Raw genomic sequence first — 15,050 nt, 5'->3', positions numbered from 1 at the left:
CGGCCGCGATTACAGTGCCGCCATGCCCGTCCGCGCCCATGAGTGACTCCCGCTACGCGCCCGCCGCCGCCCTGGTGCTGCCCGGGTTCTCGGCGCTGGCGCTGGGCGCGGCGCTGTCGACCCTGCAAGCCGCGGCCGATCTGCTGGACCAGCCCTACCTGCTCGGTCCGTGCGTGCTGTCGCTGGGCGGCGGCCCGGTCTCAGGCAGCGCCGGCCTGCGGGTCGAGACCCAGCCGCTGCGTGCGCACAAGACCTGGGGCGTGATCGTGGTCGTGGGCCAGGACGCGCACGTGGACAGCGGCTTCGATGGCGCCGTCTGGGACGAGGCCGAGCTGATGCAGCTCGGCGCCCTGCTGCGCGAGCTCGCCGACGGCGGCAGCGCCCTGTGCGCGAGCGGCAGCGCGGTGAGCCTGCTGGCGCGGACCGGGCTGCTCGACGGCCGCCGCGCCGCTTGCCCGTGGAGCAGCGCCGAGGCGTTGCAGGCCGAATTCCCGCAAGTGATCTGGACCACGCAGCTGTGGGCCGGCAGCGGCGGCATGCCCGGGGTGGTGGCCGGCGTGGAGGCCGGCGGGGAGATCCTCACGGCCACCAGCGGCACCGCGCTGATGGACGCGCTGGTCGCCTGGCTGACGACGCGCCACGGCGAGCAGGCGCTGCCCGACCTGGCGCCGCTGCTCGGCCTGGAGCGCGGTCGGCCAGCATCCGAGCCGCAACCCCGGCCCGGACGCCTGAGCCAGACGGCCAGTCCCAAGCTGCGCGAGGCCCTGGCGCTGATGGAGGCCAACCTGGGCGAGCCCTTGCCGACCGAGGACGTGGCGCGGCTGTGCGGCGTGTCGCGCCGGCAGCTGGAACGGCTCTTCAAGCGGCATCTCGACACGCTGCCCTCGCGGCATTACCTCGAGCTGCGCCTGCAGCGCGCACGGCGCCTGCTGCTGCAAAGCGGGCAGTCGATCCTGCAGGTCGGGCTGACCTGCGGGTTCTCGTCGGGGCCGCATTTCTCGAATGCCTACAAGGCGAGGTTCGGCCGCACGCCGCGCGAGGAACGCGCGCCCGGCGCTGCCTCGGGGGGCTCGATGGCCTCGGCGCCGCGAGCCGCCGAGCCGCTGACGGAGGCCGCCTCATCCGCCATCACACCGTGCGAGCCTGACGCTCGCGCGCCACATCAAGGAGAGGGCGCTTGAACCCCACCGAATTGCTGCTGCGTCCGGCCACGCCCGCCGACCTGCCCGCGCTGGAACGCATCGCCGCGTCCAGCGTCCACGGCATCGGCTCGCTGCCGCAGGACCCGGCCAAGCTGCGTCGCCGGCTCGAACACGCCGAGCAGTCCTTCCAGTCCGAGGACGTCGCCAGCGGCGAGGAGTCCTATCTGTTCCTGCTGGAGCATGCGGGTCGCGTCATCGGCTGCAGCGGCATCGCCGCCAGCGCCGGCTTCCACGACCGCTTCTACAGCTACCGCAACGAATTCATGGTCCATGGCTCGCGGGGCCTGCGCGTGACGCGGCGCATGCACACGCTGCACCTGTGCCACGACCTGACGGGATCCACGCTGCTGACGTCCTTCTACATCGAGCCGGAATTCGAGGGCACCGAGGCCCCGGAGCTGCTGTCCCGGGCCAGGCTGCTGTTCATCCGGCGCTTCGCGGATCGATTCGCGGGCACGCGAATCGCCGCGGAGATGCCCGGCGTATCCGATGAACACGGCCATTCGCCGTTCTGGTCGGCGGTGGGCGAGCGCTTCTTCAAGATGAGCTATCCGGACGCGGAGCGGGTGAGCGAAGGGCGCAGCAAGTCGCTGATCGCGGACCTCATGCCGCGCACGCCGATCTATGTCGGCCTGTTGCCGCCGCAGGCGCAGATGAGCATCGGCCAGCTGCATCCGGTGGGCGAGCTGCCCTTCCAGATCCTGTTTCGCGAGGGCTTCGAGACGGACACCTATGTCGATGTCTTCGACGCGGGACCGACCGTGGTCGCGCATCTGGACCAGGTGGCGACCGTGCGTGCCGCGCGGCGCCTGATGGTGGCCTCCGCCGAAGCGGCTTCCGGGCCGCCGGAGGCATCCTGGCATCTGGTGGCGGCCGGGGACCGGTCCTCGTTCCGGGCCACGCTGGGCCGGGTCGGCGCGGCGGCGACCACCCTGACGGCCGGCGCCGAGGTCGCGCGGCGGCTCGCGCTGCGGACCGGCGAGCAGGTGGACGTCGCCCCGCTGGTCCTGGCGAGCGACGACGAGGAGGGCGCGGCATGAAGGTCGAACGTGTCGATGTGCCCGGGCTGCTGCCGACCGCCTGGCGCGAGGCGATGGCCACCTGGGTCAATCAGCTCGGCGAGCCCTTGGCGACGTCCTTGCCGGCGGGTCACCGCCTTTTCGTGCTGACGCAGGAGGACCGCCTCCTGGCCTGCGCGCGGCTGATCCCGCCGATGTCGGTGGTGCCGGTGACGGCGGGACTGCCGATGGACACCGGGGACGGGCCGGCCGGGTCGATGTCAGGCGATGCGCTGCGCTTCCATTTCCATGTGGGCAAGCTGGTCCATCTCTCCGAGGAGCTGCGGCTGTTCAGTCCGCAACAGATCCTGCTGCTGGGCAACGACCTGTGCGACGCGGCCGAGATCACCGATCTGGCGGTCGATCCGCAGGCGAGCGAAGGCGAACTGAAGCTGCGGCAGGTCCTGACCGCCATCGTGAAATCACACGACGGGCAAGGGCGCCTGTTCGTGGACCTGCAGGGCCATCGCGATGCGCAGGGCCTGTCGCCGTTCTGGCGCGGTCTGGGAGCGCGCTTCCTGCCGGAGCAGGGCGACGCGCCGGGCAGCGGGCCGCAATGGCGACGCGGCTTCGCCGAGCTGCTGCCGGCGTTGCCGCTTTACGCATCCCTGATGGACGACGCCTCGCGCGCCAGCATCGGCGGCTTCGGGCCGGCGGCGCGCCTGGCGCGGGAAGCGCTGCAGGCAGCCGGGTTCCGGCCCGGCGCCCACGTCAAGATCGACGACGCGGGGCCGACCTGGCAGCTGTGACCGCGCCGCCGTGACCGGCCGGCCCCGGGTCGAGCGGCGTCTCCAGGTCTTCAGAACTTGAAGCTGCCGTCCGACCGCGATTGCGAGCCGCTCGCGCAGCTCGTGAACTCGCGGTTGCCGCTGCCGGTGGTCTGGTTGCTTTCCCAGACAGCGCTCGTTCCGTTCCACTTCACGTACTTGTACTGGACCGCCGTGCCCGCCGGCAGGTTGACCGTCCCGGTCCACGGCACGTTGGCGCCCGAGCCCTGGATGGTCAGCGCGAAGCCCGAGCCCGGCCCCCAGGCGCCCAGTCCGCTCACATTCCCCACCACGCGCAGGTTCTCGCCCATCACCGTGCTGGCATTCGCGATCGTGAAGGTCACGGCGCAATTGCCGCTGCTGCCGCCCCCGCTGAGCTTCTGACCCGTGTGGATCGCCACCGCCGGCGTGCTGCCGCTGTTGTTGGCCGGCACGGTGAAGCTGGCGCTGCCGTTGGCGTCCACCGTCACGGACTCCGCCGTGCAGCCGGTGCCGGCGGCGTTCCTGTTGCCGTTGATGACGTTGCAGTAGGTGCCCGCCGGCAGACCGGTGGCGAAGCTCCGCGTCCAGGCGCTGCCGCTGTTGTTCAACGCGACGAAGGCGACATTGCCGCGGCTGAAGGCGACCTGGTTGCCGTTGTCGCCGACGATCCAGTTCTGCTGCGCCTGGCCGACGCTGGCATTGCGGAAGGCCACCATGTTGGCCAGCGGCGTCCAGCGATGCGCGAAGTCCCACACCACGTTGATCTGCGGCACGCCGCCGCTGTACGGGCTCGCGGTGGGGCGGTCGGCGTCGGTGTTGCTGAACTTGAAGCCCGAGTACAGCTGCGCCTCCGCGTAACCCTGGGCCAGCATGAAGATGTTGGCCAGCGTGTAGCGCTGATTGGCGGCGTCGTTGCCCGCAGCGTTGTTGATGTTCAGCGAGCTGCCGTTGCGCTCGGTGTCCCAGTTGGTGACGAAGACCGTGGCGTTCTGCGGCTGGATGAAGCCCCAGCTGCCGCCCCAGTTCCCCCACGTGCCCATGATCCCTGGGATGCTCGACAGCGTGTTGCCGCCATTGCCCCGGAACACGTCCCGCATCGCATACGGGAACTGGAACTCGTTGATCGTGCCGATCGGGAAGTAGCTGGGTCTGTCCACCTCGCCGTCATTGATGATCTCCTGCGTGACCCAGATGTCCTCGCCTTGCAGCGTCTTGGGATAGGCCGTCTTCACGGCGCTCATGATCGATGTCCACGAGCCGGCCGGCATGTGCTTGGCCGCGTCGATGCGGAAGCCGTCCACGCCCATCGCCAGCAAGGCCTTGAGGTAGTTGACGATCTGGCCCTGCACGTAGCTGCTCTCGGTCGCCAGGTCGGGCAGGCCGCCGAGTCGGCAGTTCTGGACATTGCTGCGCCCGGCCGGCGAGTTGTAGTCGGCGTCGTTGATCGTGCAATTGCCGTGGAAGTCGTTGGCGCTGAAGAAGGGGTAGCTCAGCGTCGCGGCGTTCCAGGTCGAGCCATCGGTCGCCGTGCCGCTGCCATCGGCCATCTGGTTGACGACGATGTCGGCATAGACGCGCACGCCGGCCGCGTGGCAGGCGTTGATCATGCTCTGCAGCTGCGCGGGCGTGCCCATGCGGCTGGTCAGGTTGGCGTAGTTGACGGGCTGATAGACGCCCCACCAGCCGTTGGCGTTCTTGGACGCGCCGGGCGGCGAGATCTGCACGGCGCCGAAGCCCTTGGGGCCCAGCCATTGGGTGCATTCGGTGGCGATGTCGGGCCAGGCCCATTCGAACATCTGGACCGACGTGGCCTTAGGGTTGAGGGCCTGTGCAGGACTCGCGAGGACTGCGAGCGCGGCACTGGCGGCGGCGGTGAGGGCGTGGGCGAGCCGGCGGCTCGGGAAGGGCAGCAGGGGCATGTCGTCTCCGGTGTTGATTGACCGCCGCCCTCGAGGTGAGGCGGCTGGCATCGACCACTCGACTGCTTGCCATGGCCGTCTTTCCCGCATCGGGAAAGCATGGCAACTCTAGTCAGCCTGACCGAAATCGCCCGTAGGAAAACTACCAAGTCACGCCGTTTGCCCAGTATCAACCGATCCAGCAGATTTGTTTCTCGGTGTAGTTTGGCTACCCACCTGCGGCGTGCTCGCTGTGGCCGCGATTTCGCGCTCGTGCGCGTCGATGCGCTCGCAGCTGTCGCAGCCGTGGCAGCGGTCGAAGCCCGCGGCCTCGTCGAGCGCCTCCAGGATGTCGATCCACCGGCATCGACCTGACTGCGCGTACGACACGATCTGCTCCAGGCGGCGGCGGTCCTGCTCGCCCTTGGTCTCATAGCGGCTCATCGTGTCGATCAGCGCCTGGGCGTCGCCGGGTGGAGGATCGACGAGTTGCAGGCGGTCCCCCTCGGTCGACAGCCAGCCCTCATCCGCCAGCAGGCCGATCAGCACGCGCAGCTTGTTGAGCGGTCGCCGGGTCGCCTGGCGCAGGGTCTCCAGCGTCCAGGGCGCATCGGGGGGAGGGGGCGCTCGAAGCGCTTCGACCACGGCCTGCGCGTCCGCCAGCGACGGATAGCGGCCGATGAGGAAGAACTGCTGCACCGCTCGGTCGCCCGGCACGAACAGCAGCGTGCAGTCCGCGCGGTCCCCGTCGCGGCCCGCGCGGCCGGACTCCTGGTAGTAGACGTCCAGGCCTGCCGGCACCTGGTAATGGACGATGCGCCGGATGTCGGGCTTGTCGATGCCCAGACCGAAGGCATTGGTCGCCACCATCACGCGGGCGTCGCCACGCATGAATCGGTCCTGCGCCTCGTGCCGGGCCGCGGCACGCAGCCGGCCGTGATACAGCGTCGAACTCACGCCCGCGGCGAGCAGGGCGTCGTGGACGGACTGGCCAGATTTCACCGTCGCGGTGTAGACGATGGTCGAGGGTCCGACATCAACGCGAGGGATGGCGTCGTCGCCGTCGTCGCGCGGTCCGGCGACGATCTCGATCAGGCGCCGCAGCTTGTCCGCCTCGTCCGTCAGCGGCTCGACGCGGTAATGCAGATTGGCGCGATAGCTGCCGCCGACGAGACAACCCGCCGCCGGGATGTCCAGTTGCCGCGCGATGTCCTCGATCACCTCGCCGGTGGCGGTGGCGGTCAACGCGAGCACCGGCGGTGCGCCGAATGCCTTGCGCGCGTCGCCCAAGCGCAGGAAGGCGGGCCGGAAGTCGTGGCCCCATTCGGAGATGCAATGGGCCTCGTCGATGACGAACAGGTCGGTCGGGCGGCGGGCCAGCCCGGCGAGCCACGCTTCGTCCGCGAGGCGCTCCGGCGTGATCAGCACGACCTGCGCGGTGCCGTCGAGCGCGGCAGCTTCCTGCTCGGCACGCTCGGCAGAAGGCAGGCCGCTGTGGATCTGCGCGCAGGCGATGCCCAGTGCGTTGAGCCGCTCGCACTGGTCCTTCATCAATGCGATCAGCGGCGACACGACAAGCGTGCGTCCCGGCAGGAGGGTCGCGGGCAACTGGTAGCACAAGGACTTGCCGGCGCCGGTGGGCATCACCGCAAGCGTGTTCAGCCCGCGCAGGACACGATCGATGACCTCGCGCTGTCCGGGTCGCCAGGTGCGCAGACCGAGGCTGCGCAGTTGGCGGTCGAGGGTGCGTGGTGATGGGGGGCGACGACGGGGCATGGAGGAAAGGTGGCGGGCGCTCGGACGCGGAACACGCCACTAGCAAGCCGCGCGCCTGCGAGCGCCACTCGAGCTGACGTGCGGGTCTAAAGAGTTGAAAGCGATGATCGCCACCGAATCCATCAACTCCCACCCCCTCCACACACACATGAGTAATTGACAATGTGCATTATGTTGAGTTGCCAAGCGGTCAACGACGCTGTGTTCCGGGCTGTTGCTTGACCCTGCTTTTCCGCCCTTCCTCCTCGAACGAGCCCCGCAAAATGCGGGGCTTTTTCATTGCTCAAGAACGCTGATGCTGGACCTGTTTGGGGAGGTTCCGGTGACAACTCAGGACGTAGACGCCTGGGTGTTGTCGGTTGCAGGCATCGAGCCCGGGACGCCCCGTGCCGAGTATTACGCGCAAGCCTGGCGCGTCGTGGACAAGATCAAGCGAGCCAAGCTCGCCGGGACCTTCGACGCCATTGTCGAAGGCGCGGCTCAGCCCTCAGGGGGCTGGTGGAGCCGCTTCTCGTGGACGCGCCAGACGCAAGTTGTGAAAGAGCGAAGGCCCGCATCGTAGCGGGCCTTTGGGCCGCATAGCCGTGGCCCCGATGTCGAGTCAGCCGAGCGGCGGCCAGACGGTCAAAACGGTGTAGCCAAGCGAGGCCACACCGGCGACCAGGCCGACCAGCTCAGCGCTTCTTGAAGCGGCCATTTTTCGCACGCGGCGGGGTCTTGGTCTTGCGGCGCTTGGTCATGCCAGTTTCCTTTCGAGGTTGGTGATGCGAATCTCGTGATGCTGCTGGACGCTCTGCAGCGTGGCGAGCTGGGCGCTGATGCGCCACAGCAGGCCCACGGTCGGGACCAGCAGCAGGTTGAGCCAGCTGAAGGCTTCGGCGCTCACTTCGCGGCGCCCTTCTCCGGCATCAGGATCCCGGCCAGGCCGCCGATGGTCGCGGCGACGGCGGCGGGGTCCTTCGTGGCGACGGCCTGCGCGGCGGTCGCCACCACGGTGCCGATGCCGATCCAGGTCGTGGGCTCGCCCAGGCGCTTCAGGAGGTAGCTCAGCATCAGCGGCCCCCCATCTTCTTCAGCGGGCTCGTGACCACGGGAATGACGCGGCTCATGGCGCGTCGGGTCAGGGTGTGTTGCAGCAGCGCGTTGCTCATGCGTTTTCCTTCAGGGGTGGGTGATGTCGTAGAGCCAGGTGCCCAGGCTCCAGTCCTTGCTACCGGTGGCGGCCTGGCCGACAGCCGAGACGCCTTGGTAGACCAGGTTCTTGTCGCTGGCCGGGTTCACCCAGTCCAGGCCGGTGAAGCGCGTTGGATCCGTCGGATCGCTGTGCGTCATGTCGTAGAAACCGCCGCCGAGCGACCAGTACGGATCACCGGTAAGGCTCTGCCCGAACGCCTCAACCGCCTGGTTGACGACGTTGTTCGAGCTCGCGGGGTTCAGGGTCTCGGAGACCAGCTTGCCGCCGTTCCAGAGCCGCCAGGCGAGCAGCCCAACGACGCCGACTCCGGCCAGCGCGATCACGCCCGTGGCGCTGAGCTGGAGCTTCATCAGATGTAGAACTCCGGGTTCTTGGCGAGCGCCGCCGCGAGCTCGTTGCGGTAGCGCGTCTGGCTGGCGTCGTTCCAGATGGAGCCCGCGCCGCCAGGCGCGAGCATCAGCGGCGTCGACGGCGCGGCGGCGGCGGCGTTCTTCGGCGTCAGCAGCAGGTAGGCGGCGGCGCCGAGCGCGGCGACGGTCAGGAGGGCTTCGAGGTTCATGCGTAGGTGCTCGCGTCAGAACGGAACAAGGCGAGCTCGGACGTGCGGCGACGGCGCAGGCCGCGCTCCAGATCGGTCCCAGCTCGAACGAAGCGCATAGCCGCGGCCTCGGGGTCATTCCCCGCGTTGACGGCCTCGGCGATGGTGCGGAAGCTCTTGGGGCTCAGGTTGTAGGCCATGCTCACCAGCGCATCGAACTGCGGCTGTGTCAGCGCGACGTTGACGTAGGCCTTGACCCAGCGCTCGCCGCGCTCACGCACGTCCTGGGCGAACCAGGCGTCAGCCGTGGCGAGGTCGATGCACTCCGGGGGCAGTGGCCCGCCGTCGGGGTAGTAGCGGCCCCGCCCGATCGTCCAGCCGCCGTCTCCGAGGCGATACCGGGTCAGGGACAGCCCTTCGAACTCGGCGATGTGGGCCAGGCCCTTGGCGCTGGTGGTCATCGCTGCGACCGCAGTAGGCAGGATCATGTTTTTCACAACGGAGTAGGTCGCATCGACCTCATCGATCCACGTGGGATTGGTGTCTTCGACTTCCGGTTGCCAGTCGGCGTCCGGGGCGTAGGGGTCAAGCGTTGATGCCCCGCCCTGCCCTGGCGCGGACTGCTGAGACCGCCACCAGTAGGCGACGGTCACCAGCAGCAGGGCGGCGGGCGCGAGCATGCGCATCACTGGAGCTCGTACTGCACAACGCCGCTCGGGCCGGTGCTCGGCGCCGCGTCCTTGATGTTCCAGATCAGGTAGATGCCCCAGCCCGGCGGCAGGCGCTTGTTCATGCGCTGGGTGGTGCCGACGTCGGTGGTCTGAGCGTTGAAGTTCTCCACCAGCTGATAGCACTGCGACGGCACGAAGTACGCGGTCGGCACGGACTTGGCCGCCACGATCCGGACGGTGGTCGATCCCCCTGCCCCGGCGGCACCGCCGCAGGAGGCCATGCGCATCAGGATCCCATTCACGTTGGTCGCAGGGGCGACGAGCTGCTGCACCGTGAAGGACGTCAACGTCGTGGGGCCAGCGACGGCAGAGCTTTGGATGGCGTCGGTGATCTCGTCGACCACGCGCACGCTGCCGGACAGGCGAGCGGAATGGACCTTGCCCATGCCCAGTCGCAAGATGCCGGTCGTCGCCGGATTGATGGCGGTGATTTCCCACGTCGATGCGGCTCCGGGTAGCTCGATGGCGTCGCCGGTCTGGAACACGCCCAGGTCGTTGCCGTCCGCGCGGACGCGGATCGACTCATCAGCGCCGCCAGCTGTCCCGCTCTCGTAGCGGAAGAACGTCGCCTTGAAATTGATCAGGCGATTCGACGTGAAGTTGAGTGTTTGAAGCATGGGGTCACTTGAAGGCGATAGCCGCGGCGACCACGCCCACGAGGGCGACGGCACCGATGGCGACGTAGATCAGCGTCTTGTTGCCGGCGGCGGTGTCGGCGGCGGACTGATAGGCGCTCTTGGCGACATCCGCCGCGCTGGTGGCGTTCTTGCTGGACTGGCTCACGACGTCCTGAGCCATGCCCAGGAGCTTGTCGAACTTGTTGCCAGCGAAGCTCAGCGCCGCGTCGTTGGCGGTCAGGGCGAATTTCTGCGCGCTGTCGGCCATGTCCATCGACCGCGCGAAGGCGGTCTTGTTGAACGCCGCCGCGTCCTCTTGGGTCTGCTTGGCGAAGTCCATCGCGCCCAGGCCCGAGGTGGCGGCCTTGATGGCGATGTCCTTCGCAGCCTCGGTCTGAGCCAGGCCCATGCGCTCGATGGCGCTGATGGCGCCGCCGTCGACGCTGATGCGCACCGATTGGTCGCGGCTGTCCTCCATGCGGATGGACTGGTCGCGGCTGTCGTCGATGCGCGTCGAGAAATCGCGGCTGTCGTCGATGCGGACCGACTGGTCGAGGTGCGTGGACCGGTCGCTACGGTCATCGATGCGCACCGAGTTGTCGGTGCTCGAGCTCAGGCTGGTCAGGTAGGTGCCCTGGTCCCAGACGTTGCCGTTACCCACGATGCCGCCGCCAGCATCCACCACGCTCCGGTTGTCGTAGTAGCTGCTGGTGGTGGTGGTCTGGGTCTCGTTCTTCTTGCCGCCGCTCATGCGGTTTCCTTCGTGAGAATGAAGCCAGCGACGCGGTATCCCTCACGCTCCAGGCGTCGGACCAGGCCGCGTCGCTTCGTGTGGGTGACCAGTTGGCCCGCGCCGATGCGCTGGGCCTCGTGCTCTGCGAATCGCGTCATGGTTCCGACCAGGTCGAAGCCCGGGCGGCCGCCTGCGGCGCCGCAGTGGATCTGCCGACCGCTGGCGGTCTCGCGCACACCGAGGGTGAACGCGCCGACGAGCTCGCCGTCCGCGATGAGCTCGAACAGCGCTTCACCGGCCACGGCTTCGCGCAGGCTCTCGCCCAGCACGGCGAAGCGCTCGGCCCGCTGCAGCAGCGGGACCGAGCTCGCCGGATCGGCAGCCAGGCGGACGCTCAGCTTTTGCGCCATACCGCGAACACCAGACCGAGCAGCATCAGCATGGACAGCGTGTTGCCGCTGAAGCCAGCCAGGGACATGCCGCCCGACTGGAACGCGCCACCGTAGGCCGTCTGCGGCATCTGCGTGACCGATGCGCCGAAGCCTTCGCGGCCTTGGATCGTGGCGCCCGTGGTCTTGCTGCCGCCCGTGGCCACGGTCCAGCCGCTGCCGTCCATGAAGCTGCGGGAATCGACCGGGCCGCCCGAGATCATCGGCACGGGCGGGCCGCCGCTGATCGCGTCGCCCAGGCCCTTGCCGATGCCCCCGGCCAGGCTGCCGAGCGCGTTGCTGCCCGCCTTCGAGTCGAGGAGGGTCATCCAGTCCATCAGCGCTTCCCCAGCACCATGAACAGGACCAGGCCGCCGATCAGCAGCGGCAGGATGTCGCCCATGCGCAGGCCGCCGACGGCGGCGACGCCGCGCGTGGTCAGGTCAGCGCCCGCCACGTTTTGGGCGTAGACCGGCGTCTGGTTGGAATAGCGGATGGGCACCGCCTGGTTGCCCGCCAGGCGGGTCGCCAGGTCGATGTCCAGGCGCTTGCTCAGGTAGCTGCCGCCCAGGCTCATGGCCTGTTGCAGGAGGCCCGACAAGCCGCCGTCCGCCGTGGGCGTCGCGGTGGCGGGCGTGGCGTAGCCGCCCCCGTAGGGATTGCTCCCGTCGTTCATCGCGTAGATCTGATTTGCGATTTCGTCCATGTGATGCCTTGTGAAATACAAAGGCCGGGGCGTTTTGGCCAGGTGCCCCGGCGAGCCTGGTTGCCGCGCTGCTGAAGGAGGAAAGTGCTAGCGCGGTCTTGTCGGCATCACAGGTTGCGCGGCAGGTCGACCACCTCGACGATCGCGCGCACGGTGTCGGCGGCGCCCAGCGTCAGGTTGAACTCCAGGGCGCGCGCGTCACGCGTGTCCAGCGCCGAGGAGTTCACGTTGTCGTGCACCCAGTCGAGCGTGTAGATCCGCGACTGGGGAACCTTGCGCTGCTCCTGCTGGATGAAGCGGTTGTCCAGGCAGCGGATGCGGCTCCAGATGACATTGCCGTTCTTCTTCGCCTCGACGCGCTGCAGGTTGCCGTCCGCGGTCGCGGTCCAGTCGGTGCCCGTATAGACGAAGTGGATGCGCTTGATGAAGGCGCCCTTGAAGTCGGGCATCCACGTCACGGCGGTGCCGCCGCTGGTGGGGATCTGGTACGCCAGCACCTTGTGGATCAGCTGGCCCTCGCTGGACTTGTCGCCCGGGCGGAACTGCAGGCCGGTGAAGCCACCCACGGCGTACAGGCTCAGCGGGTTGGCGCCCGCGTAGTTGTTGACCACCTCGATGAAGATGTCCTCGTCACCCAGGCCCGGGATGTCGATGGCGCCGACCTCCTTGGCGAAGATGGTCAGGCCGTCACGCTCGGTCAGGTCGATCGTCAGGTGGCCCGCGTCATCGTAGATGCCACGGTACTTGTTGATCCGGTCGAGCTCGGCGCCGCTGATGGGGCCGAACACCACACGGGCGCCGACCTTCACGACGATCTCGGTGATGGTCGACTTGCCGATGCCGTTGGCGGTGGCCTGCGGGAAGCACAGCAGCACGCGCCCCAGGCTCATCGCCCAGCGCTGCACCTGCGTGGTGGAACGGACGCTGTTGGCGACCGGATTGAAAGGCGGGAGGTCGAGATAGAGCATCGTCGGGCGCGCCTTACTTGGGCAGGTACTTGCCCACGACGGGCACTTCGAACACTTCGCGCTGGAGCACAGCGACGGCGGCGTAGGCGGCGATTGCGACCGCCGCGATCTTCAGGTAACCGTTCAAGGTCGGATCCTCAGAAAGGGTTGGGGGGAGAGTTCTCGCGCACCAGCTTTTGCAGGGCCGGGATCTTGGAGATGACCCAAGAGGCCAGCACCGTCGCAGCCAGCACGGCGAGCGTTTCGCGGCTCACTGCGGGGAGCGATGGGAGGTAGCGTTGCAAGCTCATGGAAGCCCGAACTTTTCCCGTCGCGCCGAACCCCGCCTAGCCCCCTCGCCCTCCATAGACGTCTATGGAGAAATGGCCCGTTCTCTATGGATTGAAGGGGGCCGGTTGTCGTGCCTTGCACACGCCGGGGATTGACACCGCGCCCATGGTCCGGACCTTCCGCGCCTTGTCGTACTCGATGTATTGGCCCTGGGTCAGCGCGTCGATGTGCTCGGCCTTGCAGCCCATGTGCGCCGCTGCGGCCTTCCGATGGGCAGGCTCGCCCAGGTAGCCCACGTGCATGTGGGTTGCGTTTCCCATGGACGCCTTATCGACGAACGCGGGCGACTGGCTGCACCAGTAGAGGGTCAGGCCTTGATGGTGGCGGCCTCGGGTGTTGAGCTTGCGCCAGGCGGGCGGCGCGTAGCTGGGCGCGGTGACGTCGGCGAGCTCCTCCACGACGATGGTGGCGCCAGCGGCGATGTAGACCAGCGTGCACCAGGTCTCGAACTCCGCGCGCAGAGACTTGGCCGTCTTGCCCTTGGGGACGTAGCGGACCGCGAAGCGCGGCGCTTGGATGGCCTGCAGGAGCTCGGCGAACGTGGCGACCTGGCGGGCTGCCTTCTGGTACTCGTCATTCGTGTCCCAGATGACCAGGCGGTCCGGGCGCGTGGCCGCGAGCTGGGCCTTCAGCCACACGCCCTTGCCCATCTCCGACGCGGCCAGGATGGCCCAGCTCTGGCCCTTCGCGTCAGCGGCCACAGCGGAATTCCACGATCAGGTGCAGCGGGCCAAGGAACACCACCAGGTGGCTCCGATCAACGGCGCCGCCCAGTTGAAGGCGCGGAGAGAGGCGCAGCCGCGCCTCCACGATCAACGTCCGTTCCCTCATCGGTCAAGCGCCCGGCATGACGCGGGTGCCAGCGTGCGGACGCGGACCCGGATCGTTCCAGGCGTCCGCCTGGCTCATCTGCTGCTGCGGCTGCTGCGAGCTCGAGCTCGCACTGGCGCGCGCCTGGCGCTCGGCCTCGGCGGCCTTCTCGGCGAAGTACTTCCGGCCCAGCGCAACGGCAGTGACCGTCGGCGGCACCGACACCACAGCGAGCGCGAGCTCGGGGCTGTCGGTGAACGACAGGTTCCAGCCGTATTTCTCAGCGACCGCGGCGAATGCGGTCCCGATGCGCTGGCACACCTCGGGCGTGTACGCGGTCGGCAGGAACGGCAGAGCGGGCTCAGCCATCGCCACCGCCAGGCTGAGCATCCCGGCGAGCTCGGCGCCGCGATCGGGCGCGGCCTCGGGCTGCTGGCCGGGGATCAGGGCTTGCCCGGCGAGCTCGGCGTCAGCGTTGGCGGCAATCGCCATCAGGTCCGCAGGGATCGGCGGGGCTTCGGTTTCAACGGTCATGAGCTCAACCCCGCTTCATCAGGGAATCCCACAGCCCGGCAGGCTTGGCCGGGGCCGCAGGCGCGGGCGCAGGGGCCGGGGTGGGCACCGCCAGTGCGGCCACTTCGGGCGGCACGACGATGGGTTTTTCAGCGACCGGCGGCGCCGGGGGCGGCGCAGCCTGGTCGATCTTGTTGGCGCGCGTATTGCGCAGCAGGCCAGCGGCCTGCTGGCCGTTCTTGGCCGCGCACATCAGCCCGCAGTCGGGGCAGTGGGTGTAGGGCAGCTTCCCCTCGTTCTGCTTCACGTGCACGCCCTCGAAATCGCACGACGGGCACGGGCGGATGTGGCGGCCAAGAATCTGCGCCATGGTCAGGTGCCCGATCCGTTCGCCAGGTCGACCAGGCGGGCCAGCGTGTGCTCCACGTCGACCAGGCGCGTGCCCAGCACCTCGAACGCGGCGGCGTCCGGCGTCGGCGCGGCGGTCGCCAGCGTCTCAGCCTCCGTCTGCAGGGCCTTCAGCGCGTCGTTGGCCTGGTCCAGCGCGATGCGCAGGCCCTGCCACTTCACGTCATGGTCCTGGCGGATGGCGCCGACGGCTTGCAGTTCCGCCGCGCCGCCGATGGCGGTCGCGACGAGGGCCGCCAGTGCGGCCAGGGAATTCATCAGGGGGTTCAATGGGGGCTCCTATGGGCTGAGGTCAGGAGCCGCGCTTGAGCTCGGCGAGCTCGCGCTCGACCGCTTCCAGGCGGTCCAGCAGGTTGGAAACGACACCCCGGAACGGGGCGGGCAGAAGGG

General features: G+C 68.7%; 22 protein-coding genes. 4 read left to right on the top strand and 18 right to left on the bottom strand.

Going from position 1 to position 15,050, the window contains the following annotated elements; translation table 11 throughout:
- Positions 1 to 38 precede the first annotated feature (38 nt).
- From ACNI65_RS10045 to ACNI65_RS10035, 3 genes are read left to right on the top strand one after another with little or no spacing between them, the layout of a single operon-like run.
- Positions 39 to 1,181: a GlxA family transcriptional regulator gene (locus tag ACNI65_RS10045; protein ID WP_416762741.1), complete on the top strand. Its 1,143-nt coding sequence runs from the start codon at positions 39 to 41 to the stop codon at positions 1,179 to 1,181.
- On the top strand, positions 1,178 to 2,242 hold the full coding sequence (locus tag ACNI65_RS10040) for an arginine N-succinyltransferase (protein ID WP_416762739.1): 1,065 nt from the start codon (positions 1,178 to 1,180) through the stop codon (positions 2,240 to 2,242). The genes ACNI65_RS10045 and ACNI65_RS10040 overlap by 4 nt, the downstream gene beginning before the upstream one ends.
- Positions 2,239 to 3,009: an arginine N-succinyltransferase gene (locus ACNI65_RS10035; protein WP_416762738.1), complete on the top strand. Its 771-nt coding sequence runs from the start codon at positions 2,239 to 2,241 to the stop codon at positions 3,007 to 3,009. Before ACNI65_RS10040 ends, ACNI65_RS10035 begins: the two co-directional genes overlap by 4 nt.
- A gap of 50 nt (positions 3,010 to 3,059) precedes the next feature.
- Here ACNI65_RS10035 and ACNI65_RS10030 read toward each other — a convergent pair whose 3' ends face one another.
- Both ACNI65_RS10030 and ACNI65_RS10025 read right to left on the bottom strand, forming a co-directional pair.
- Complete coding sequence (locus ACNI65_RS10030; RefSeq protein ID WP_416762736.1) at positions 3,060 to 4,928, bottom strand: carbohydrate-binding module family 20 domain-containing protein; 1,869 nt, start codon at positions 4,926 to 4,928, stop codon at positions 3,060 to 3,062.
- 150 nt (positions 4,929 to 5,078) lie between these two features.
- Positions 5,079 to 6,683: a RecQ family ATP-dependent DNA helicase gene (locus tag ACNI65_RS10025; RefSeq protein WP_416762735.1), complete on the bottom strand. Its 1,605-nt coding sequence runs from the start codon at positions 6,681 to 6,683 to the stop codon at positions 5,079 to 5,081.
- A 295-nt stretch (positions 6,684 to 6,978) separates the two neighbouring features.
- Here ACNI65_RS10025 and ACNI65_RS10020 point away from each other — a divergent pair, with 295 nt between their 5' ends.
- Positions 6,979 to 7,245, top strand: coding sequence for a hypothetical protein (locus ACNI65_RS10020; protein WP_416762734.1), 267 nt, complete (start codon positions 6,979 to 6,981; stop codon positions 7,243 to 7,245).
- A gap of 174 nt (positions 7,246 to 7,419) precedes the next feature.
- Here the strand turns inward: ACNI65_RS10020 and ACNI65_RS10015 are convergent, their stop codons facing one another.
- The 16 genes from ACNI65_RS10015 to ACNI65_RS09940 all read right to left on the bottom strand — a co-directional run bounded on the left by ACNI65_RS10015 (position 7,420) and on the right by ACNI65_RS09940 (position 14,918).
- Positions 7,420 to 7,569, bottom strand: coding sequence for a hypothetical protein (locus ACNI65_RS10015; RefSeq protein ID WP_416762733.1), 150 nt, complete (start codon positions 7,567 to 7,569; stop codon positions 7,420 to 7,422).
- Positions 7,566 to 7,736, bottom strand: coding sequence for a hypothetical protein (locus ACNI65_RS10010; RefSeq protein ID WP_416762732.1), 171 nt, complete (start codon positions 7,734 to 7,736; stop codon positions 7,566 to 7,568). Before ACNI65_RS10010 ends, ACNI65_RS10015 begins: the two co-directional genes overlap by 4 nt.
- Positions 7,737 to 7,844: 108 nt before the next feature.
- Entirely contained in the window at positions 7,845 to 8,228 is a 384-nt protein-coding gene (locus ACNI65_RS10005; protein WP_416762731.1) for a hypothetical protein, read from the bottom strand.
- A complete protein-coding gene (locus ACNI65_RS10000) occupies positions 8,228 to 8,437 on the bottom strand; it encodes a hypothetical protein (RefSeq protein ID WP_416762730.1) in 210 nt (69 codons plus the stop codon). The genes ACNI65_RS10005 and ACNI65_RS10000 overlap by 1 nt, the downstream gene beginning before the upstream one ends.
- Positions 8,434 to 9,102, bottom strand: coding sequence for a lysozyme (locus tag ACNI65_RS09995; RefSeq protein ID WP_416762729.1), 669 nt, complete (start codon positions 9,100 to 9,102; stop codon positions 8,434 to 8,436). Before ACNI65_RS09995 ends, ACNI65_RS10000 begins: the two co-directional genes overlap by 4 nt.
- Positions 9,102 to 9,764, bottom strand: coding sequence for a hypothetical protein (locus ACNI65_RS09990; protein WP_416762727.1), 663 nt, complete (start codon positions 9,762 to 9,764; stop codon positions 9,102 to 9,104). Before ACNI65_RS09990 ends, ACNI65_RS09995 begins: the two co-directional genes overlap by 1 nt.
- A 4-nt stretch (positions 9,765 to 9,768) precedes the next feature.
- The gene (locus ACNI65_RS09985; RefSeq protein WP_416762726.1) at positions 9,769 to 10,515 is read right to left on the bottom strand and encodes a hypothetical protein; all 747 of its coding nucleotides are present in this window, start codon (positions 10,513 to 10,515) and stop codon (positions 9,769 to 9,771) included.
- Entirely contained in the window at positions 10,512 to 10,907 is a 396-nt protein-coding gene (locus ACNI65_RS09980; protein WP_416762725.1) for a hypothetical protein, read from the bottom strand. Before ACNI65_RS09980 ends, ACNI65_RS09985 begins: the two co-directional genes overlap by 4 nt.
- Positions 10,892 to 11,263, bottom strand: a complete 372-nt coding sequence (locus tag ACNI65_RS09975) for a hypothetical protein (protein WP_416762724.1) — start codon at positions 11,261 to 11,263, stop codon at positions 10,892 to 10,894. The genes ACNI65_RS09980 and ACNI65_RS09975 overlap by 16 nt, the downstream gene beginning before the upstream one ends.
- Positions 11,263 to 11,631, bottom strand: a complete 369-nt coding sequence (locus tag ACNI65_RS09970; RefSeq protein WP_416762723.1) for a hypothetical protein — start codon at positions 11,629 to 11,631, stop codon at positions 11,263 to 11,265. Before ACNI65_RS09970 ends, ACNI65_RS09975 begins: the two co-directional genes overlap by 1 nt.
- Positions 11,632 to 11,738: 107 nt before the next feature.
- Entirely contained in the window at positions 11,739 to 12,599 is an 861-nt protein-coding gene (locus ACNI65_RS09965) for a major capsid protein P2 (protein ID WP_416762722.1), read from the bottom strand.
- Between the two features lie 137 nt (positions 12,600 to 12,736).
- On the bottom strand, positions 12,737 to 12,889 hold the full coding sequence (locus ACNI65_RS09960) for a hypothetical protein (protein ID WP_416762720.1): 153 nt from the start codon (positions 12,887 to 12,889) through the stop codon (positions 12,737 to 12,739).
- Positions 12,890 to 12,973: 84 nt separating this feature from the next.
- On the bottom strand, positions 12,974 to 13,630 hold the full coding sequence (locus ACNI65_RS09955) for a hypothetical protein (protein ID WP_416762719.1): 657 nt from the start codon (positions 13,628 to 13,630) through the stop codon (positions 12,974 to 12,976).
- Positions 13,631 to 13,763: 133 nt separating this feature from the next.
- Positions 13,764 to 14,273: a hypothetical protein gene (locus ACNI65_RS09950; protein ID WP_416762717.1), complete on the bottom strand. Its 510-nt coding sequence runs from the start codon at positions 14,271 to 14,273 to the stop codon at positions 13,764 to 13,766.
- 4 nt (positions 14,274 to 14,277) lie between these two features.
- Positions 14,278 to 14,622 (bottom strand): hypothetical protein, encoded by a 345-nt coding sequence (locus ACNI65_RS09945; RefSeq protein ID WP_416762716.1) that lies wholly within the window; start codon positions 14,620 to 14,622, stop codon positions 14,278 to 14,280.
- Positions 14,623 to 14,624: 2 nt separating this feature from the next.
- Complete coding sequence (locus ACNI65_RS09940) at positions 14,625 to 14,918, bottom strand: hypothetical protein (RefSeq protein WP_416762715.1); 294 nt, start codon at positions 14,916 to 14,918, stop codon at positions 14,625 to 14,627.
- Positions 14,919 to 15,050: the final 132 nt, after the last annotated feature.

The organism is Roseateles sp. So40a (assembly GCF_048081605.1).
In the GTDB taxonomy this organism is placed as follows: Bacteria; Pseudomonadota; Gammaproteobacteria; order Burkholderiales; family Burkholderiaceae_C; genus Roseateles.
This window is presented reverse-complemented; position numbering and strand designations above follow the sequence as displayed.